Raw genomic sequence first — 20,063 nt, forward strand, 5'->3', positions numbered from 1 at the left:
CTGGAGGCATGACAGTACAGGGGACCTCCGAAATGACCATCCACAAAGGACATTGGCCGACACCCGATGACGCGACCGTCGTCGTGGCGCGGGAATGGCCGGACGCCGACGCGGCACGGGCGGCGTACAAGAGCCACGACGGGCTCGTTTCCTTCACCGCGTACGAAGGCATCGACCACGACGGCGCCTTCACTTACGAGCAGTGGACCAGCGAAGACGCCATCCAGAACCTGGACGGCGCGCCCGTGTTCCAGCTCTACCGCGGCCACCGCGGCGAAGGAACGCCAGGCTGCCTCGTGATCGTCTCGGTCGAGTTCGAAGGACCCGACGAGCGGCGGCAACGCGACTGGATCGACCTCGTCTTCGAAGCACTGGCGTCCGAACCCGCGCGCCCCAAGGGCGGGATCTCGGGGTACTTCCACGTGAGCACCGACGGGACCCGCGTGCTGAACTACGCCGAATGGGTCAGCGCCGAAGCCCACCTCGCCGCGCTCGCGGCCCCCGGCGCCGACGGCATCGGGACGACGGACGCGTGGAAGAAGGTGCAGACCTACCCGGGGATGTCGGGCGGGTCGGTCAAGCGGTACCGCCCGGTCTTCTCGGCGGTGGCGGCATGAAGCCGATCCTGGTCGCCGGTGCGACGGGCAACGTCGGTTCGCAGGTGGTCGCCCAGCTGCGGGAGCGAGACGTCCCGGTCCGGCCGCTGAGCCGGAACCCGCCGCCGGACGGCGTCCGCGGCGATCTGGCGAAACCGGAAACGATCGCAGCGGCGCTCGACGGCGTCGACACCGTGTTCCTGATGCTCTCCGGCGCCGCCGAGGCCCTGGTGCCCACGGTGTCGTTGCTCGGGGAACGGGTGAACCGCGTGGTGTTCCTTTCCTCGGGCGCCGTCGACGATTCACTGGCGGAGCAGGACAACGCCATCGGCGCCTGGCATCGCACCGTCGAAGAGGCGATCGAAGCCGCGGGCGTGGAGTGGACCTTCCTGCGGCCGCACGCGTTCGCGACCAACACCCTCGGCTGGGCGCCGTCGATCCGCGCGGAGGGCGTCGTCCGCGGCGCATACGGCGAGGCGTCGATGCCGCTGATCCACGAGAAGGACATCGCCGCGGTGGCCGTCGAAGCGCTGACCGGCGACGGGCACGCCGGAGCGAAGTACACGCTCACCGGAACGCGGCCGCTCACGCAGGCCGAACAGGTCCGCGTCATCGGGGAGGCCGCGGGCCGCCCGGCGCGCTGGGAGGAACTCCCGCTCGACGAAGCCCGTGCCGCACTGCTCACCAGGATGCCGGACTTCGTCGTCGACACGATGCTGACCGGATTCCGGGAGCTGGTGACGAAACCGGGCGAGGTCACCTCGACCGTCCAGGACGTCACCGGCAGGCCGGGCCTGGACTTCGAGGTCTGGGCGGCCGATCACGCCGCGTCGTTCCGCTAAACTCGGCTTCGTGTCGACACCGGTTCATGCCGCGACGGTCCACTAACCGCCGTTCCTGAAATCACCCCACGGAGCCCGCGGGGTCTCTTCGCCGCGGGCGAAAACAGGAACGGAAACCATGAACCCCCTGTCCACAAAGGACGGTGGTCGGCGCTGGCTGACCACCGTCGGCACGAAACGCCCCGAACGCCTCGTCGACGTCGACGATCGCATCACCGCCGACGAGGCGTTCCGGCTCGCCGTGTCCGGCACCGGACTTGTCTGGTACGGCGACTTCCCCGGCGCACGGAACCTGCTCGCCGCGTTGTCCCGGCGATGCGGTACGGCGGCGGGGAAAACCTTTCGGGACCAGCGGAACCAGCGGTCGCGCCGGGCGCGGATCCTCGGCAGGCTGCTGGTCCCGCTGGATCCGGGCCACGTCCTGCCGTTGCGCCGCGGACCGGACGTCCGCGAGGCCTGCACCGAGGCCTACGGACCGTCCGAGGCCGCGTCGCTGGTCTCGTTGCGCGAACTGCTCGGTGTCGTCGGCGCGCACGAATGGCGGGTGAAGGGCGTCGAGATCCCGGCGCTCGGCGCGAGGATCCACCCGCACCACGGGGTCTTCTCCCCCGTCCGCGGCGAGTACATCGATCTGGTGGCGAGAACTCCGTTGCCCACCAAGGAACTCGCCTTCGACATCGGCACCGGGACCGGTGTGCTCGCCGCCGTCCTCGCGCATCGGGGAGTCGACCGCGTGGTGGCGACGGACAACGAACCCCGCGCGCTCGCCTGCGCGCGGGAGAACTTCGCCCGGCTCGGCTTCGACGGGGTCGAAACCCTTGAGGCGGACGTGTTTCCGCCGGGCCGCGCACCGCTGATCGTCTGCAATCCGCCCTGGCTGCCCGCCCGCGCGCACACCCCGCTCGAACGCGCCGTCTACGACCCGGGAAGCCGGATGCTGAAGGCGTTCCTCGACCGGCTGCCGCGGCACCTCGAACCCGGTGGGGAGGGCTGGCTGATCATCTCCGACCTCGCCGAACTGCTGGGTCTGCGCCGTCGCGAAGACCTGCTCGGCGCCTTCGAGCGGTCCGGCCTCGAAGTCGTGGGCAGGGAGGACATCCGGCCGAGGCATCGACGAGCCGACGCGAAGGAGGTGACTTCGCTGTGGCGACTGAAAACGGGGCGGCTCACAACCCGAGCAGCGCCCGTGCCTGACTGATGAACACGCGGGCGGCGGGGCTGACCGGCCCCTCCGTCCGCCAGGCCAGCGCCAGTTTCGCGCGCAATCCGGCCGGCCGCGTGATCTTCATGGCGTGCAGTTTCGTGTAATGCGTCGCCAGCGACATCGGCACCACGGCGACCCCTAGCCCGCGCCCGACCAGTTCGGCGACGACGTTCGGATCGCCCGCCTCCAGCGTCACCCGCGGCTGCACGCCGTCGGCGAGGAACGCCGCGTCGACGATCGCGCGCATGCCGGTGCCCTTCGGCAGGCTCACCAGCGACCGGCTTTCCAGTTCCGACAACGTGATCGTGGCCTGTCCGGTGAGCGGATCGTCCGGCCCGGAGATGGCGACCATCGGCTCGTCGAGGACGACCTCCAGCCCCATCCCCGGCGGTGGTTCGCCGGAGACCCCGATCAGCGCGACGTCGAACCGGCCGTCGGCGACGCCCGCGAGCAGGACGTCGGAAGTCGCCTCGGCGAGCGTGATGTCGACGGCAGGATGCCGCTCGTGGAAACGCGCGAGCAGATCCGGCAGGTTGACCGGGCCGCGCGAGGACACCATGCCCATCGCGACCTGGCCGCGGACCAGGCCGGTGAGATCGTCGACCGCCTGCCGCACCCCGGCGACGGCGGCGAGCGCGGCCCTGGCGTGCGGGAGCGCGGCGGCGCCGACCTCGGTCAGCCGCACCGCCCTCGCCGACCGGTCGAGCAGCGGCTGCCCGAGTTCGCGTTCGAGGCGGCGGATCTGGGCGCTGACGCCGGGCTGCGCGACGTGCAGCCGCTCGGCGGCGCGGGTGAAGTTCGCTTCCTCGGCGACCGCGACGAAGTATTCGAGCTGACGCAGTTCCATAACCGATGATTCTAGTTGCCAGACAAACCAGATCTTGGACTTCTGGCCGAATCGGGACCACGCTGGTCCCATGACCACGATGCTCCGCTCCGGCGACCCGGAATACGACAACGAACTCGCCGGTTTCCAGACCGCGGTACCCCGCCGGCCCGACGTCATCGTGCCCGCCGCTTCGGCCGCCGACGTCGTCGAGGCCGTCCGTCACGCGGCCGAGCACGATCTCCCGATCGCCGTCCACTCCACCGGGCACGGCGTGGGCGTCCCCTTCGAGGGCGGCGTCCTCGTCACCACCCACCGCATGACCGGGATCCGGATCGAAGACGGCGTCGCACGAGTCGACGCGGGCGTGCGCTGGGGTGCGGTCATCGAGGCGGCCGCGAAACACGGGCTCGCGCCGCTGAGCGGTTCCTTCCCCGGCGTCGGCGTCGTCGGCTACACCCTCGGCGGCGGGTTCAGCCTGCTCGGCCGCAAGTACGGGCTGGCCGCCGACCAGGTGACCGCGATCGAGGTCGTGACCGCCGACGGCGAACTCCGCCGCGCCACCCCGGACACCGAAAGCGACCTGTTCTGGGCGCTGCGCGGCGGCCGCGACAATTTCGGGATCGTCACCGCGCTGGAGTTCCGGCTCGTCCCGGTCACCCGGCTGTACGGCGGGAGCCTGCAGTTCGGCACCGAATCGCTGTCCGCCGTGCTCCACGCCTGGCGCGATTGGGCGGCGGACCTGCCGCGCGAGATGACGTCGTCGCTGGGCATGGTCCCGATGCCCGACCTGCCGATGGTGCCCGAGCCGCTGCGCGGGCAGCACGTCGCGCAGATCCGCATCGCCTACCTCGGCGACGCCGCCGAGGGCGAACGCCTGGTCGCCCCACTGCGCGCCGCCGCCCCCGTGCTGGGTGACACGCTCGCCGAGATCCCCTTCACCGAATCGGGGAAGATCGCGAACGAGCCGCCGTTCCCGCACGGCTACCGCGCCGACAACACCACCGTGTCCGAACTGGACGACACGATGCTCGACGCGATCCTCGAACACGCCGGCCCCGGCGCCCCGGTGCCGACCGTCGTCCTGCTGGACCTGCTCGGCGGCGCACTGTCCGACCTGCCCGAGCACCCCGGCGTCGGCTGGGACCGCGAGGCCCGCTTCACCGTCCGGGCACTGTCCGTCGTGGACGACGCGGGCATGGCCGAGATCAAGGCGGCCCACGGGAAGCTGTTCGACGCGCTGAAGCCCAAGTCGACCGGCAAGCTCCTGACCTTCGTCTACGGCGACAGCGGCGCGGGCGACGAAGCGGCCAAGGTGTACTCCCCGGCCGATCTGCGGCGGCTCGCCGAGGTCAAGGCGGCCGTCGATCCGGCGAACCGGTTCCGGCTGACCCATAACGTCGAACCCGCGCGTGACGCTGGGTGATCTCCGAAATCCGCTGGTGGGAGGCCCCGAGCCGGGGCGAGGGCACAGTGGGCGGCACCCGTATACTTCCGGGCCGATACCGCCATTAGGGGGCACTGTGCGCACTTTGGACCATGACGAGTTCCTCGCCATGCGTCGGTTCCCCGCGCTCGACGGGCTGCGCGCGATCGCGGCCACCATCGTGATCCTGTTCCACTTCGCGGGTCCGAAGTGGAGCTGGCTGTCCGGCTGGGTCGGTGTCTACATCTTCTTCGTGCTGTCCGGTTTCCTGATCACGACGCTGCTGCTGCGTGAGCAGGACCGGACCGGCCGGATCTCGCTTTCGGCGTTCTACCTGCGGCGGGTGTTCCGGATCCTGCCGCCGTACCTGGTGATCCTCGGCGGGATCATCGTGTTCGTGTGGCTGCGCGGGGAGTTCTTCACCCGCGACTTCCCGCACGCGCTGAAGTACTACCTGACCTTCTTCAACGAGTTCCTGCCCGGCAGCAAGCCGAACGGCCCGGACAACTTCTTCAGCGGCTCGTGGACGCTGGGCATCGAGGAGAAGTTCTACCTGTTCTGGCCGTTCCTGCTGGTGGTGGCGGGTGCCGTCGGGCTGGCCGCGGCCTGGCGCAAACTCGCGCTGGCGATCGCCGCGTTCGCGCTGATGGCCGGGCTGGTCGGGGTCACCAGCGGCTGGGTGCTCAACGGGCCGCAGGTGCCGATCTACCGCTCGACCGTGCACTACGCGATCCTGCTGATCGGCTGCGTGCTGGCGATCGCGATGCACTACCGCCGGTCCTACGCGGTGATCAAACCGCTGACCCATCCGCTCGCGGCGATCCCGGTGTTCGGCGCGTTCGCCGTGCTGCACGTCAACATGGAAAGCCTGTGGTGGGAGACCGGCAGCAACCTCGGCCTGCTGATCGCCTACGGCCTGCTCTCGGCGATGTTGCTGGTCGTGCTGGTGTCGCCGGGGCCGCTGCGCTGGCTGCTGGCGACGAAGGTGATGCGGTTCGTCGGTGAGCGCTCGTACTCGCTCTACCTGCTGCAGGGCCCCGTGCACTTCGCCGTGGTCGCGGCGATCCCGCCGCTGGGCGAGCACCGGATGATCAGCGCGCTGACCGTGTTCGCGGTCGGGCTCGGGATCGCGGACCTGATCCACCGCTGGGTGGAGCAGCCGATGATCCTCACCGGCAAGAAGCTGATCGCGCGCCGCCAGGAGCGCAAGGCGCTGCGCGCGGCCGAAGCCGAGCTCAAGCGCCCGGACGCCGTCGAAGCCCCGAGCGGCGCGCGCTGACCCCTCGCGTTTCGTCCTCTGAATGCGGTAGTTGCACGCGCAAGTACCGCGTCGGTGCAGCTGGTCGTGAGTGGCGTTTCGGGTTCTAAGCCGAAACGCCACTCACGACCACGCGGCACGCACTCACGTGATCGAAGCCGGAACACGCGAGTGCGGCCTCCAGTCACGCGAGTCACGTCCCTGATCACGCGAGTTCCGCCTTGGCTCACACCGCGCGCCTGTGTGCCTAGTCCGTGAGGGCCTCCTTGAGGGACCCAGGGTCCCTCAAGGAGGCCCTCACGGACTTCGGACCGGTAGGTACAGAGGACAGGGTTCTGACCCGAAACGCCACTCACGACCAATATCCGCCCGAGGTGAAGGCTCCTATTGCCGCATCGGACGCGGTGAAGGGAGCCTTCAGCCCACGCACGATCGGACGACCCCAGCGGCGCGCGCTGACCCCTCGCGTTTCGTCCTCTGAATGCGGTAGTTGCACGCGCAAGTACCGCATCCAGAGGACTGAATGCGAGTCAGCGCGAGATGGTGACGATCGGGATCACCCGGTCGGTCTTCTGCTCGTAGTCCGCGAAGCCCGGCATCAGGCTGACCATCTTCGCGTACAGACGGTCACGCTCGGCGCGGTCTTCGAGGACGACGGTCGCGGTCGCCTCGAACTTCTCCGTGCCCACCTCGATGGTGACCTTCGGGTTCGCGACGATGTTGTGGTACCAGGCCGGGTTCTTGTCGGCCCCGGCGTACGACGCGGCGACGATGTACTTGCCGTCCTCCTGCGCGTACGCGAGCGGCGACGTGCGCGGTTCGCCGCTCTTCGCCCCGATGGTGGTGAGCAGCAGCAGCGAGCCGCCCTCGAACGGGCCGCCCACCTTCCCCTCGTTCTCGCGGAACTCCTTGATGATGTTCTTGTTCCAGTCGAGTGCTTCGGACATTCCTCTTCCTCCAGTGTCGATCTCTCCGCCGAGGCTACTCAGCCTTCACGGGCCTTGCGGCGCTGTTCCTCGGCGCGCTCCCGGCACTTACGGAGGAACTCTTCGTCGTCGGCCGCGCTCGTCGCGGCGAAGCGGCCCGGACGGTCGTACTCCGGGAACGCCGGCGTCTCCCGTTCGTACCGGCCACGCGGCGCGCGGGCGGCGTGCTGCGGACGCCCGGCGACCAGCCAGACGATCGAGCCGATCAGCGGGACGATCAGCACCAGCAGCAGCCACATCCCCTTCGGCATGTTGCGGCACGATCCCTCGTCCGTGGTGATCACGTCGACGATGCAGAAGATCCACAGACCGAGCGTGAGAACGCCGAAGAAACCATTGAAATACAGCATCGAAAGACTCCCCAGTTCCAGATGACCGGGGTAAGTCTTAGCACAGCAGGGCGTCGAGAATCCCCGCGGCCACTTGCCGCGCCGACGCCTCCCCCGGGCATTGTTTCGGCCCTGCTCCGAACGGATGCTCGGACAGGTCCACCTCGACCACCTCGCCGCCGACCCACCTCCGGGTGATCCGAACAGGCGGATCCTCACGCAGCACGCGGTCGATCAGGCTTTCGGCGTCCTCACCGGGCCGATGGGCGGCCAGCGCCTTGCCGAGCAGCTTCGCCGTCGCGTCACAGGCCTGCACCAGGAGGCCGATCCGTGCGGCCGTCCGCTCGTCGGCGGCACCGCCGCAGGCCTCGACCAGCCGCCGCATGGCTTCCTCGGCGTCGTCCCCGATTTCCGTATGCGGGTGATAGGCGGCGGAAACCGTCGCGATGTCGCGGGAAACGTCGGGCAGGCCGAGTTCCGCGGCGAGTACGGCGACCGGAACCCGCTCCACCTCGTCCCGCATCACCTTGGCGAGCGCGAAAGCCTTGTCCCGCAAAGATCCCATCGGCGCCAGCTCGGTGAGCACGAGCGCCCGCCGCCGCGCGTGGTCCTCCGGACGACTGAACCGGGCGACGTTCGCGCGCAACCACCGGACGCCGCCCGGTTCGACGTCCTGGGGCACCGGCGGAACAGGGGCTTCGATCAGGGGATTCTCCATACCGTGACGCTAAGTGCGGAACGCTTCGGTCACGGCCGAAACATGAGCTCATCGGCGTTGTTATGGTGACCGGGTGACGGCCGTGTCGGAGGCAACCGAAGTCGACGGCGCGGGGCGAACGGCGCAACCGCGCCAGCTGATCGTGACCGTGTACGGCCTCTACTCGCGCGGCGAGGGCGGCTGGCTCTCCGTCCGTTCCCTGATCGACCTGCTGGCCGGTGTGGACGTCGAGGAACCGGCCGTCCGGTCGTCGATCTCCCGCCTGAAGCGGCGCGGGATCCTGTCCGCGGTGCGCCGCGACGGGGCCGCCGGGTACGAGCTTTCCGAGACCGCGCTGGCGATCCTGCGCGAAGGCGACGAGCGGATCTTCCGCCGCGAACGCGCCACTCCTGACGACGGCTGGCTGCTCGCGGTGTTCTCCGTCCCGGAGGCCGAACGACACAAAAGGCACGTTCTGCGCACGCAACTGGCCCGGCTCGGCTTCGGGACCGCGTCGTCCGGCGTCTGGATCGCGCCCGCGCATCTGCGGGACGCGACGTCCGACATGCTCCGGCGGCTCGAACTCGAGGGCTACGCCGATCTCTTCCACGCCGAGCACCTCGCGTTCGGCGACGTGCGGGAGAAGATCCGCGAGTGGTGGGACCTCGACCAGCTCGAAGCGCTGTACACCGCCTTCGTCGACGAGCACGCGGCCGCGCTCCGGCGGTGGCAGCGGCGCAAGACCACGGACGAAGCCGAAGCGTTCGCGGATTACGTCCGGGTGCTGACCGACTGGCGGCGGCTGCCCTACCTCGACCCGGGCCTGCCCGCCGAACTGCTGCCGCCGGGCTGGGCCGGGATCCGGGCCGCCGACCTGTTCTTCACGCTGCACTCGCGATTGGGCGAGGCCGCGGCCGCGCACGTCTCGCGCACACTGCCTTAGACGACCGCGAAGCCCTGCACCTCGACCAGCGCTTCCACGTCCCAAAGCCGGCTGACACCGATCCCCGCCATCGCGGGGTACTCGCTCCCGGCCAGCCGCTTCCACACCGCGCCGATCTCGCGCGCGTGGGCCCGGTAGTCGTCCATGTCGACGATGTAGATGGTCACGCTGCACAGGTCCGACGGCTTCCCGCCCGCCGCGCGCAACGCGGTGAGCAGATTGGACAGCGCGCGTTCGAACTGCTCGACCACACCGTCGCCGACGATGCGGTTCTCCTCGTCCAACGCCGTCTGACCGGCGAGGAAGACGAACCGGCCACTCGCCGCGACGGCGTGCGAGAAGCCGGAGGGGCGGCCGAGCTCGGGCGGGTTGATGCGCTCCATACGGGTCAGCATATCCCGTATCGTTGACGGTCGTACATACCGCGACATACCCTGAGCGACGTGCGTATCGCGGTGTTAGGCGGCGGCCCGGCGGGGCTCTACTTCGCCACGCTGGCGAAACAGCTCCATCCCGATCACGAGATCACCGTTTGGGAGCGCAACGCGCCCGACGACACCTTCGGGTTCGGGGTGGTGTTCTCCGACGAGACCCTCGGCGGTATCGAGCACGCCGATCCGGAGATCCACGCGGCCATGCGCCGCGAGTTCGCGCGCTGGGACGACATCGACGTCCACTTCCGCGGCACGGTGCACACCTCCGGCGGGCACGGGTTCGCCGCGATGAGCCGCAAACGGCTGCTCGGCATCCTCCAGGAACGCTGCGCGGAGCTCGGCGTCGACGTCCGGTTCCGCACCGAGGCGCCGAGCGCGGCCGACGCGAGCGCCGAATACGACCTCGTCGTCGCGGCGGACGGCGTCAACTCGCCGACCCGCAACGCACTCTCCGAGAGCTTCCGGCCAAGCCTCCAAACCAGGCGCTGCAAGTACATCTGGCTCGGCACGGACCTCGTCTTCGACGCCTTCAAGTTCCACGTCCTGGAAACCCCGCACGGGATCATGCAGATCCACGGCTATCCGTACAGCGACACCGCGAGCACGTTCATCCTCGAACTGCACGAGGACGTCTGGCAGCGCGCGTTCGGTGAGATCGCCGCGACCTCACTGGCACCGGGCGAGAGCGACGAGAAGTCGATCGAGGTCATCCGCGAGCTGTGCGCGGACGTCCTCGGCGACCACCAGGTGTTCGCCAACAACTCGAAGTGGACCGCCTTCGCCACCGTGCGCTGCGCGAGCTGGCGGCACAAGAACGTCGTCCTGCTCGGCGACGCCGCGCACACCGCGCATTTCTCCATCGGTTCCGGCACGAAACTCGCCATGGAGGACGCCCTCGCGCTCGCCGCCTGCCTGCACGAACAGTCCGATATGGACAGTGCCTTGCATGCCTACGAGGCGGAACGAAGGCCGGTCGTCACCTCGACCCAGCGTGCCGCGCAGGCGAGTCTCGAATGGTTCGAGAATCTGGGCCAGTACACCCATCAGGATCCGGCGCAGTTCGCGTTCAACATCCTCACCCGCAGCCGCCGTGTCACCTACGACAACCTCCGGCTGCGCGATCCCGAGTTCACCGCAGAGCTGGACACCTGGTTCGCGTCCACTTTGGACACCGACGTACGGCCGCCGATGTTCCAGCCGTTCCGCATCGGGAACCTGGACCTGCCGAACCGCGTCGTCGTCTCGCCGATGGACATGTACTCCTCCGAGGACGGCGTCCCGACCGACTTCCACCTGGTCCATCTGGGCAGCAAGGCGCTCGGCGGCGCCGGCCTGGTGATGACGGAGATGGTCTGCGTCTCCGAGACCGGCCGGATCACCCCGGGTTGCGGCGGCCTGTACACCGAGGAACAAGAGCGAGCGTGGAAGCGGGTCACCGATTTCGTCCACGGGCACTCGCCCGCGCGGATCGGGGTCCAGCTCGGCCATTCCGGGCGCAAGGGTTCCACGAAACTGATGTGGGACGGCATCGACCAGCCGCTCCCCGAAGGAAACTGGGAGATCTGCGCCCCGTCCGCGATCCCGTACAGCGAAGCGAACCAGACCCCGCGCGAACTCACGAAGGCCGAGCTGGACGGCATCCGCGACCAGTTCGCGCAGGCCGCGGCCGCCGCCGCGCGCGCCGGATTCGACCTTCTCGAGCTGCACTGCGCGCACGGCTACCTGCTGTCGTCGTTCCTGTCCCCGCTGACCAACCGGCGCACCGACGACTACGGCGGCTCACTGGAGAACAGGCTGCGCTTCCCGCTCGAAGTCTTCGACGCCGTCCGTGCCGCGTGGCCTGCTGAGCGGCCGATGACGGTCCGCATCTCCGCGACCGACTGGTACGACGGCGGAATCGACGTCGACGACGCCGTCGAGATCGCCCGCGCGTTCGCCGAGCACGGCGCGGACGGTATCGACGTGTCGACCGGTCAGGTCGTCAGCGAGGAGAAGCCCGAGTACGGCCGCAGCTACCAGACGCCGTACGCCGACCGGATCCGCAACGAGATCGGGCGCGAGTACGGGATCGCGGTGATCGCCGTCGGCGCGATCTCCTCCTACGACGACGTCAACTCGCTGATCCTCGCGGGCCGCGCGGATCTGTGCGCCCTCGGCAGAACCCACCTTTACGATCCACAGTGGACACTGCACGCCGCCGCCGAGCAGGGCTACCCGATGCCGTGGCCGAAGCAGTTCGCAGCGGGCAGCCGGAAACCGCAGGGCGGCCGCACCGACGGGCCGAAACCACGGCTGGAACTGCTGCGCTCGGGGGAACCCGGCACCGCGCACGCCCGCTGGCGACCTGGGAGCGACCGATGACCGCCTTCGCACTGAGCCCCGAGCAGCAGTCTTTCGCCGAAGAAGTCCGGCGGCTGGGCGCCGAAAAGCTCCGCCCCCTGGCCGAATCCGGCACCGAAGGCGCGGTCAACCGGCCGCTGCTCAAGGAAATGGGCGCGCTCGGCCTGCTCGCCCGGCTGTTCCCCGGGGTCGACGGCGGCAGCCCGAGCCGGGAGGCCGCCGCGACGGATCTCTGCATCCTGCGGGAATCCCTAGCGAGCCAGAGCACCGAGGCCGAGACGGCGTTGGCGCTACAGGGTTTGGGCACGTACCCGGTGCTGCAATCCGGCCAGGACTCGCAGGTCGCGAAATGGGTCCCCGCCGTGGCCGCGGGCGACGCCGTGGCCGCCTTCGCGCTCACCGAGCCGAACGCGGGTTCGGACGCGGCCGCGCTGGAACTCGCCGCCGAGCCCGACGGCGACGGCTGGCGGCTCACCGGCGAGAAGATGTGGATCTCCAACGCCCCCGAGGCCGACTTCTACAGCGTTTTCGCCCGCACCACCCCGGAAGCGGGATCGCGCGGGGTCTCCGCGTTCGTCGTCCCGGCTGATCGCGCGGGGCTGACGGGCGAGCATCTCGACCTCGTCAGCCCGCATCCCATCGGCACCCTGGTCTTCGACGGCGTCCGCGTCGAACGCGACGAACTGCTCGGCGAACAGGACCGCGGCTTCGGCGTGGCGATGCGGACGCTGGACCTGTTCCGGCCGAGTGTCGGTGCGTTCGCCGTCGGGATGGCGCAGGCCGCGCTCGACGCCGCCGTCGCCCACGCCCAGACCCGGGTGGCGTTCGGCGGGCCGCTGCTGAAACAGCAGACCGTGGCGCACACCCTCGCCGAAATGGCGACCCGCACCGAAGCGTCGCGCCTGCTCGTCTACGCCGCGGCCGCCGCGTACGACGCGGGCGAGCGGAACCTCGCCGGCCGGGCCGCGATGGCGAAACTGTTCGCCACCGAGACCGCGCAGTACGTCGTCGATGCGGCCGTGCAGATCCACGGCGCCCGGGCGCTGCGGCGAGGGCATCTGCTCGAACACCTCTACCGCGAGGTCCGGGCACCGCGGATCTACGAAGGCGCGTCCGAAGTGCAGCGTACGATCATCGCGCGATCGCTGGCTTCTTCCTAGCCGGACGCCGGTCGAGGTGCCACTGCGTGGCGAGCAGGACCAGCGTCGGGCTCAGCCAGGCGGTGATCGCCGAGACCGACTGCAGGTAGGCCAGTCCGCTGCCGCCGAACGTGGTCGGGATCAGCGGTTCCAGCGTGATCATCGCGATCGGCCCGACCACCCGGCTGACGATGATCGACATGGTCAGCGCGAAACTGCGGACCATCCAGCGGCGGTGGTCGGCGAACCGGCGCTGCCGTGCCGCGCGCCAGCCGGCGAACGTGCACGCCAGCCACAGCACCCCGGCCACGACGTTGGCCACCCGCGTCGTCGGGCCGAACGGGCTCAGCGCGCCGACGGTCAGCGCCATCACTCCGGCCGGGAGCACCCCGGCGAAGACGTACACGCGGCCGAGTTTCCGGTGCACCGCCGGATACTTCGCCCGGAACCACGGCCAGATCTGCAGCAACGCGGAGATCATCGCGATCGAGCCGAACAGCACGTGCGCCGAGAGGAACCAGTAGTGCGAGGTGAACCCCGGTGGCTGCGGTACCCGCGATTGTGACGGGTCCAGCGAGAGATACGGCGGCATCGAAAAGGCCAGGAACACCACGACGATGACGGCCATCGGCCCCACCCAGGGCCTTCGCCACCACGGTTTCCGGGGCGCCGCCTCCGGCTGGTCACGTCGTTCTAGCCTGACGGTCATCACTGTCCCCCACGTTTTCCAGTACCGGCAACAACTTTCCGTTGCCGAACCTAGAACGCCGGGCGATCGGGAAGAATGGAGCGGGCCGCCGGTTCGATGGTGGAGCAGGCCCTACCGCCGGCTGCCGCGCACCCGGTGGACGACGTCGCGATAGGCCAGCCCGCTCTGCTTGATCGTCCGCGTCTGCGTCTCCCGGTCGACCCGGACGAGGCCGAGCCGTTTCGCGTAGCCGTACGCCCATTCGAAACTGTCCAAAAAGGACCAGGCGAAGTAGCCGCGCACGTCCGCGCCCGCCTGCCGTGCGGCGGCCGTGGCGGCGATATGCGCGGACAGGTACGCGGCGCGGTCGTCGTCGCGAACGAAGCCCGTCTCGTCGGGGACGTCGGCGAACGCGGCGCCGTTTTCGGTGACGTACAGCGGCAGGCCCGGGTAATCCCGGCCGATCCGGACGAGCAGTTCGGTGAGCTTGTGCGGCAGGATCTCCCAGCCCAGCGCCGTCGACGACACCCCGAACGGGACCTTGCGGAACGCGGGCAAGCCGAAGTGCTCCACCGCGTCCCCGTTCTCCTCCACCCCGGAGTACCGCGTCCCGAAGTAGTAGTCGACGCCGAGGAAATCGAGCGGTGCCGCGATGATCGACGGATCCCACGGCTCGGACGGCAGGCGGATGCCCTGGCGCGCCAGGGTCTCGAGGACGTCCTCCGGGTACCGGCCGTGCACGAGCGCGTCGAGGTAGAACCGCGTCCCGAGCCCATCCTCGAAGCGGGCGGCTTCGTGATCGGCCTCGCTGGGTGTTTCCGGGTCGGCGGTGCTCAGGTTGAGCGTGATGCCGAACTTCGTGCCGGGTTTCGCGAGTTCCCGCATCCGCCGCACGGCGAGACCGTGGCCGAGCAGCAGGTGATGCGCCGCCGCCATCCCCGCCTTCGCGTCCCGGCGGCCGGGCGCCATCACGCCGTGGACGTACCCGTGCATCGCCGTGCACCACGGCTCGCTCAGCGTGGTCCAGTGGCGGACTCGATCGCCGAGCCGCTCGAACACGAGCATCGCGTAATCGGCGAACCGGACGGCGGTGTCGCGCGCGGGCCAGCCACCCGCGTCTTCGAGGTGCTGGGGCAGATCCCAGTGGTACAGCGTCAGCCAGGGATCGATGCCGGTGTTGAGCAGTTCGTCGACCAGCCGGTCGTAGAAGGCGATCCCGGCGGGGTTGACGCCGCCGCGTCCGCGCGGCTGAACGCGGGGCCAGGAGACGGAGAACCGGTAGGTGTCGACGCCGAGTTCCTTGAGCAGCGCGATGTCGGCGGGCATCCGGTGGTAGTGGTCGCAGGCGATCTCGCCGGTGTCACCGTTGTCGACCGACCACGGCGACTGGGCCCAGGTGTCCCAAATGGACGGTGTTCGTCCGTCTTCGGCTACCGCGCCTTCGATCTGGTACGCCGAGCTGCCGACCCCCCACCGGAAGTCCGGCGGCAAGGAGCCGATGAGCTCGTCCTCCCCCGTCATGACCCTCTTCCCGCCTTATTTCACCAGTTGATACATGGCGGAGGCTAAGGTCGTGGGGCATCCTGGAAAGGTCCGCCGCCATAAGATGGGTATCCGCATGCCTGCCAAGCGCACCACCGTCCGTGACCTGCGGCGGCACAACCGTTCCCTCCTCCTGTCGAAACTCTACTTCGACGGCCCGCTCAGCCGCCACGAATTGAGCGGTCTGACGGGTTTGAGCGCCGCGACCGTCAGCAACGTGACCGCCGAACTCGGCGAAGAACGCCTCATCGTCGAGGCCGGTCTGGTCGAATCCGACGGCGGCAGGCCGCGCGTCCTGCTCCGCGTCGACCCGGCGTACGGCCATGTCGCGGGCGTCGACATCGGCGAGACCGGGGTGAAGGTCGAACTGTTCGACCTCACCATGAACCGGCTCGCCACCGTCGAGCATCCCCTCGCCTCCCGGCGCCCGGACGCGGCCGCGGCGGTCACCCAGGTGGCGTCCGGGCTCCGGGAAGTGATCGCGGAATCGGGGATCGACGAGGCGACCGTGCTCGGCGTCGGCGTCGGCGTGCCCGGCACCGTCCAGCAAGGTGAGGCGCTCCGCGTGCACGCGCCCACCATCGGCTGGAAAGAGGTCCCGCTCACCGACCTCCTGCGCGCGGAGGGTGTCGAGTTGCCGCTGTTCGTCGACAACGGCGCGAAAACCCAGGGCCAGGGCGAAATGTGGTTCGGCGCGGGTCGTGGCGCCCGGCACGCGGTGATCGCGCTGATCGGCTCCGGCGTCGGCGCGGCCGTGGTCACCGACGGCACCACGTACCGGGGTTCCACCAGCAGCGCGGGCGAATGGGGCCACACGACGATCGTCTACGGCGGACAGGAATGCCGCTGCGGAGCACGCGGCTGCCTGGAGTCCTACGTCGGCGCGGAGGGCGTCCTCGCCCGCTATCGCAAGGCGCGCGGCGGAAAGACGGCGTCGGACGAGGACGAGCAGACGCAGTTCGCGGCCCTGCTGGAGTCCGCGGGCAAGGCCAAGGCCGCGGCCAAGGTGCTGGAAGAGACCGCCGGCTACCTCGGCGCCGGGATCGGGAACCTGATCAATCTGTTCAACCCGGAGCGGATCGTGCTGGGCGGCTGGGCCGGACTCGCGCTCGGCGAGCACTACCTCCCCGAGATCCGGCGCGTGGCGAGCGAGCACGCGCTGGCGCACGTGTTCGGCCAGACCGAGATCGAACTCGGGCAGCTGGGGCCGGACGCCGTCGCCATAGGAGCCGCCACCCTCCCTGTCGCCGCCCTCTTGGAGCAGGGCGCGGACCCGCGGACGGCCGGGTCGAAGCGGGGTACCGCCGCCTGACCTTAATTCGAGGTCGAAAAATACGTCTTGTCGCAGTGGTTGAGACCATGCATACTTTGTTGTCAGGCACAACAAAGTGGTTTTCCGCCTGCGAAGAGAGGCGACAACGATGTCCATCTCCTCCCGCTTCCGCTGGGCGGCGTTCCTCGCCGCCGGCGTTCTCCTCGGCTCACTCCCGGCCACCACGCAGACCCCGCCCGCCGAGGCCGCGGTCATGGCCGCGACCTTCACTGACGACTTCAACGGGCCCGCCGGCGCGGGCATCGACACCTCGAAATGGCATTTCGAGACCGGCGACAACGTGAACAACCACGAGCGGCAGTGGTACACGTCCGGAACGAACAACGCGGCGCTCGACGGCCAGGGCAATCTGGTCATCACCGCGAAGAAGGAGAACCCGGGCAACTACAACTGCTGGTACGGGCGCTGCGAGTACACCTCGGCGCGGCTGTCCACGCAGGGCCAGTTCACCCAGACCTACGGCCGGTTCGAAGCGCGGATGAAACTGCCGCGCGGACAAGGGATGTGGCCCGCGTTCTGGATGCTCGGCGCCGACATCGGCAACGTGGGCTGGCCCAACAGCGGCGAGATCGACATCATGGAGAACGTCGGCTTCGAGCCGAACACGGTGCACGGAACGCTCCACGGCCCCGGTTACTCCGGCGCGGGCGGCATCGGCGCGGCCTACAACGGCCCGAACTTCTCCGACGACTTCCACACCTACGCCGTCGATTGGGCGCCGAACCAGATCAAGTGGTACGTGGACGGAAACCTTTACCAGACCCGCACTCCCGCCGATCTCAACGGCAACCGGTGGGTGTTCGACCATCCCTTCTACCTGATCCTGAACCTCGCCGTCGGCGGCTACTGGCCGGGCGACCCGAACTCCAGCACCGTCTTCCCGCAGCGGCTCGTGGTCGACTACGTGCACGTCAACTCCAGCGACACCGCCGGCCGGACCGGGCGGATCACCGGTATCGGCGGCAAATGCGTCGACGTCGCCGGGGCGAACACCGCCAACGGCACCCCGATCCAGATCACCGACTGCAACGGGAACGCCGCGCAGAACTGGACCGTCGGCGGCGACGGCACGCTCCGCGCGCTCGGCAAGTGCATGGACGTCTCCGGCGGCGGGACCGCGGACGGCACGGCCGTGCAACTGTGGGACTGCAACGGAACCGGCGCGCAGAAATGGGCTATCAGCGGCGCGCGCGACATCGTGAACCCGCAGGCGAACAAATGCCTGGACGCCACCGGGAACAGCTCGGCGAACGGGACCAGACTCCAGATCTGGACCTGCGGCGGTGGCGCGAACCAGAAGTGGGTCACCCCCTAGCACCCCCACGCGTTTCGTCCTCTGAATGCGGTGGTTCGCATCCCGAACTACCGCATTCAGAGGACGAAACGCGTCAGGGGGAGCGCTCGGCGTAGGCCTCGACGAGCTGGTTTTCGGCGTCGGTGAGGTACTGCGCGAGGAGCTTCTCGGCGCCGAGGCCGTCGCCGGCCTCGAGGCGTTCGAGGATCTCCGCGTTGCGCTTGAGGTACGGCTCGTGGAAGCGCCGCGGGTCGGCCATCATGTGGAACACCAGCCGCAGCTCGGCCAGGATGCCGCGCATCAGCTCGTCGATCCGCTCGCTGCCGCTCAGTGCGGCGAGCGCCGAATGGAACCGGATGTTCGCGGTGCCGAGGTCCTGCCAGCGCTCACTCCGTTCGGCGAGCTTGCCGTCCTCGACCAGTCGCGCGAGCTTCGCGAACGTCGGCGGCTTCTCCGTCACCGCCCGCACCGCCGAACACTCGACGACCTTGCGCACCTTGTAAAGGTCGACGACGTCCTCGACGGGCAGCACCCGCACGAAAACGCCGCGGTTGAGCTCGTGGGCCAGCAGGCGTTCGTGCGTCAGCAGCCGGAACGCCTCGCGCAGCGTGTTGCGGGAGACGCCGAGCGCCGAGCCGATGTCGTGCTCCGAGAGCCGGACGCCGGGCAGGAAGAACCCTTCCGCGATGCGTGTGCGGAGGACGCCCGCCACCCTTTCGGCCGTACTGGTGCGGCTCACCATGCCGCGATCCGCTTCGAGTCCTTGAACCGAGGCAGGACCACCCTCCGCGATCGTCACGTGACCGATCCTAACCGGCTACAAGAGGCCCAGCCAAGGATCCTCTTGTGGAATTGTTGAACAATACCTACAGTGGCTTCCCATGTGACCCGTGCCACGATGGGATCCACCTCTGGAGGTGCCGATGGACGCGACAGCCACTACCGAAGACACCCGCCCCTTCGCCTGGTTCCGCACGCTCGGTTCGCGAGGCCGCCGGGCCTTCGTCGGCGCGTTCGGCGGATACGGGCTCGACTCGTTCGACTACCAGACCCTTCCGCTAGGCCTGGCCGCGATCACCGCCTACTACGGCCTCTCCGGCGGCGAGGCGGGTCTGCTCGGCACCACGACGCTGGTGGTCTCGGCGATCGGCGGGATCGGCGCGGGCGTCCTGGCCGACCGCATCGGCCGGGTCCGCACCCTCCAGATCACCATCGCGATGTACACGGTCTTCACCGTGCTCTGCGGGTTCGCGCCGAACTTCGAGACGCTTCTGATCTTCCGCGCCCTGCAGGGCCTGGGCTTCGGTGGCGAATGGGCCGCCGGTGCCGCGCTGGTGGCGGAGTACTCGCAGGCGAAGTACCGCGGCCGGACCGTCGCCTTCGTGCAGAGCGCGTGGGCGGTCGGCTGGGCGCTGTCCGTCGTCGTCTACACGGTGGTCTTCAGCATCTGGAGCCCGGACGTCGCGTGGCGCGTCATGTTCTGGACCGGCGTCATCCCGGCGCTGCTGGTGCTGTGGGTCCGTCGCAACGTCCAGGACGCGCCCGTCGCCGAAGCGGCCCGCGCCACGAAGAAGGAACGCGGTTCGCTGGCGGGGATCTTCAAGCCAGACCTGCTACGCACGACGTTCTTCGCCGCGCTGCTCGCCACCGGTGTCCAGGGCGGTTACTACACGCTCGCGACCTGGCTGCCGAGCTACCTCAAGACCACCCGCGGCCTCACTGTCATCGGCACCGGCGGCTATCTCGCGTTCCTGATCTCCGGCGCCTTCATCGGGTACGTCACCGGCGGCTACCTCACGGATCTCCTGGGCCGCAAGAAGACTTTCCTGTTGTTCTCGGTGCTGTCGGCGGGCCTCATCGTCGCCTACACGCAGATCCCGGCGGGCGCGAACACGCTCGTGCTGTTCCTCGGCTTCCCGCTCGGGTTCTCGATGTCCGCGATCTTCAGCGGGTTCGGCGCCTTCCTCGCGGAGCTGTACCCGTCGGCGCTGCGCGGGACCGGGCAGGGTTTCACCTACAACCTCGGCCGGGCCATCGGCGCGACGTTCCCCGCCGTGGTCGGTTTCCTCGGCGCGGGCGGCGCGATGGTGTTCGGCGCGGTCGGCTACGGGATCGCCGTGCTGGCGCTGCTCGGCCTGCCCGAGACTCGCGGCCGCGAACTGCTGTGACCACAATCGGAAGAGGAG

Annotated in this window: 19 protein-coding genes; 11 read left to right on the plus strand and 8 right to left on the minus strand. The window is 69.2% G+C overall.

All coding sequences use genetic code 11. The annotated features are described in order from the left end of the window. The first annotated feature begins 8 nt into the window (after positions 1-8). The 3 genes from AB8M46_RS06745 (at position 9) to AB8M46_RS06755 (ending at position 2,636) form a co-directional block, all read left to right on the plus strand. A complete protein-coding gene (locus tag AB8M46_RS06745) occupies positions 9-617 on the plus strand; it encodes a hypothetical protein (protein WP_394359841.1) in 609 nt (202 codons plus the stop codon). Continuing rightward, the gene (locus AB8M46_RS06750) at positions 614-1,438 is read left to right on the plus strand and encodes an NAD(P)H-binding protein (protein WP_394359842.1); all 825 of its coding nucleotides are present in this window, start codon (positions 614-616) and stop codon (positions 1,436-1,438) included. Before AB8M46_RS06745 ends, AB8M46_RS06750 begins: the two co-directional genes overlap by 4 nt. Positions 1,439-1,556: 118 nt before the next feature. Then, the gene (locus AB8M46_RS06755; protein ID WP_394359843.1) at positions 1,557-2,636 is read left to right on the plus strand and encodes a methyltransferase; all 1,080 of its coding nucleotides are present in this window, start codon (positions 1,557-1,559) and stop codon (positions 2,634-2,636) included. Here AB8M46_RS06755 and AB8M46_RS06760 read toward each other — a convergent pair. Further along, positions 2,605-3,489, minus strand: coding sequence for a LysR family transcriptional regulator (locus AB8M46_RS06760; protein WP_394359844.1), 885 nt, complete (start codon positions 3,487-3,489; stop codon positions 2,605-2,607). The two genes, AB8M46_RS06755 and AB8M46_RS06760, sit on opposite strands and share 32 nt — an antisense overlap. A 70-nt stretch (positions 3,490-3,559) precedes the next feature. On the opposite strand from AB8M46_RS06760, the gene AB8M46_RS06765 reads away from it, so the two are divergent. Then, the gene (locus AB8M46_RS06765; RefSeq protein WP_394359845.1) at positions 3,560-4,894 is read left to right on the plus strand and encodes an FAD-binding oxidoreductase; all 1,335 of its coding nucleotides are present in this window, start codon (positions 3,560-3,562) and stop codon (positions 4,892-4,894) included. Between the two features lie 97 nt (positions 4,895-4,991). After that, positions 4,992-6,173 (plus strand): acyltransferase, encoded by a 1,182-nt coding sequence (locus tag AB8M46_RS06770; protein ID WP_037347913.1) that lies wholly within the window; start codon positions 4,992-4,994, stop codon positions 6,171-6,173. A 509-nt stretch (positions 6,174-6,682) separates the two neighbouring features. On the opposite strand, the gene AB8M46_RS06775 is transcribed toward AB8M46_RS06770, so the two are convergent. The 3 genes from AB8M46_RS06775 to AB8M46_RS06785 are packed head-to-tail and all read right to left on the minus strand — an operon-like array spanning position 6,683 to position 8,185. Further along, the gene (locus tag AB8M46_RS06775; protein WP_037347915.1) at positions 6,683-7,099 is read right to left on the minus strand and encodes a nitroreductase family deazaflavin-dependent oxidoreductase; all 417 of its coding nucleotides are present in this window, start codon (positions 7,097-7,099) and stop codon (positions 6,683-6,685) included. A 38-nt stretch (positions 7,100-7,137) separates the two neighbouring features. Then, positions 7,138-7,488: a PLDc N-terminal domain-containing protein gene (locus AB8M46_RS06780; protein WP_016337426.1), complete on the minus strand. Its 351-nt coding sequence runs from the start codon at positions 7,486-7,488 to the stop codon at positions 7,138-7,140. Positions 7,489-7,525: 37 nt separating this feature from the next. Beyond that, positions 7,526-8,185, minus strand: a complete 660-nt coding sequence (locus AB8M46_RS06785; protein ID WP_394359846.1) for an oxidoreductase — start codon at positions 8,183-8,185, stop codon at positions 7,526-7,528. Positions 8,186-8,258: 73 nt separating this feature from the next. Here AB8M46_RS06785 and AB8M46_RS06790 point away from each other — a divergent pair, with 73 nt between their 5' ends. Further along, positions 8,259-9,107 carry a PaaX family transcriptional regulator C-terminal domain-containing protein gene (locus AB8M46_RS06790; protein ID WP_378424654.1) on the plus strand — a complete coding sequence of 283 codons (849 nt, stop codon included), beginning with the start codon at positions 8,259-8,261 and terminating at the stop codon, positions 9,105-9,107. On the opposite strand, the gene AB8M46_RS06795 is transcribed toward AB8M46_RS06790, so the two are convergent. Continuing rightward, positions 9,104-9,502 (minus strand): RidA family protein, encoded by a 399-nt coding sequence (locus AB8M46_RS06795; RefSeq protein WP_016337429.1) that lies wholly within the window; start codon positions 9,500-9,502, stop codon positions 9,104-9,106. The two genes, AB8M46_RS06790 and AB8M46_RS06795, sit on opposite strands and share 4 nt — an antisense overlap. A 48-nt stretch (positions 9,503-9,550) precedes the next feature. Between AB8M46_RS06795 and AB8M46_RS06800 the strand changes: the two genes are divergently transcribed. Both AB8M46_RS06800 and AB8M46_RS06805 read left to right on the plus strand, forming a co-directional pair. Further along, positions 9,551-11,902: a bifunctional salicylyl-CoA 5-hydroxylase/oxidoreductase gene (locus AB8M46_RS06800; RefSeq protein ID WP_394359847.1), complete on the plus strand. Its 2,352-nt coding sequence runs from the start codon at positions 9,551-9,553 to the stop codon at positions 11,900-11,902. Then, complete coding sequence (locus AB8M46_RS06805; protein WP_394359848.1) at positions 11,899-13,041, plus strand: acyl-CoA dehydrogenase family protein; 1,143 nt, start codon at positions 11,899-11,901, stop codon at positions 13,039-13,041. Before AB8M46_RS06800 ends, AB8M46_RS06805 begins: the two co-directional genes overlap by 4 nt. On the opposite strand, the gene AB8M46_RS06810 is transcribed toward AB8M46_RS06805, so the two are convergent. Then, a complete protein-coding gene (locus tag AB8M46_RS06810; RefSeq protein WP_125733695.1) occupies positions 13,013-13,648 on the minus strand; it encodes a DUF2306 domain-containing protein in 636 nt (211 codons plus the stop codon). The genes AB8M46_RS06805 and AB8M46_RS06810 overlap by 29 nt on opposite strands. A 192-nt stretch (positions 13,649-13,840) precedes the next feature. After that, the gene (locus tag AB8M46_RS06815) at positions 13,841-15,229 is read right to left on the minus strand and encodes a GH1 family beta-glucosidase (RefSeq protein ID WP_394359849.1); all 1,389 of its coding nucleotides are present in this window, start codon (positions 15,227-15,229) and stop codon (positions 13,841-13,843) included. An 85-nt stretch (positions 15,230-15,314) separates the two neighbouring features. On the opposite strand from AB8M46_RS06815, the gene AB8M46_RS06820 reads away from it, so the two are divergent. Continuing rightward, the gene (locus AB8M46_RS06820; protein ID WP_394359850.1) at positions 15,315-16,562 is read left to right on the plus strand and encodes an ROK family protein; all 1,248 of its coding nucleotides are present in this window, start codon (positions 15,315-15,317) and stop codon (positions 16,560-16,562) included. A gap of 109 nt (positions 16,563-16,671) precedes the next feature. After that, positions 16,672-17,898 (plus strand): family 16 glycosylhydrolase, encoded by a 1,227-nt coding sequence (locus AB8M46_RS06825; protein ID WP_394359851.1) that lies wholly within the window; start codon positions 16,672-16,674, stop codon positions 17,896-17,898. 73 nt (positions 17,899-17,971) lie between these two features. Here the strand turns inward: AB8M46_RS06825 and AB8M46_RS06830 are convergent, their stop codons facing one another. Then, positions 17,972-18,619 (minus strand): GntR family transcriptional regulator, encoded by a 648-nt coding sequence (locus AB8M46_RS06830; protein WP_394360854.1) that lies wholly within the window; start codon positions 18,617-18,619, stop codon positions 17,972-17,974. Positions 18,620-18,800: 181 nt separating this feature from the next. Between AB8M46_RS06830 and AB8M46_RS06835 the strand changes: the two genes are divergently transcribed. Further along, a complete protein-coding gene (locus AB8M46_RS06835; protein ID WP_037347934.1) occupies positions 18,801-20,045 on the plus strand; it encodes an MFS transporter in 1,245 nt (414 codons plus the stop codon). Positions 20,046-20,063: the final 18 nt, after the last annotated feature.

The organism is Amycolatopsis sp. SB7-3 (genome assembly GCF_041021335.1).
Lineage (GTDB): Bacteria > Actinomycetota > Actinomycetes > Mycobacteriales > Pseudonocardiaceae > Amycolatopsis > Amycolatopsis japonica.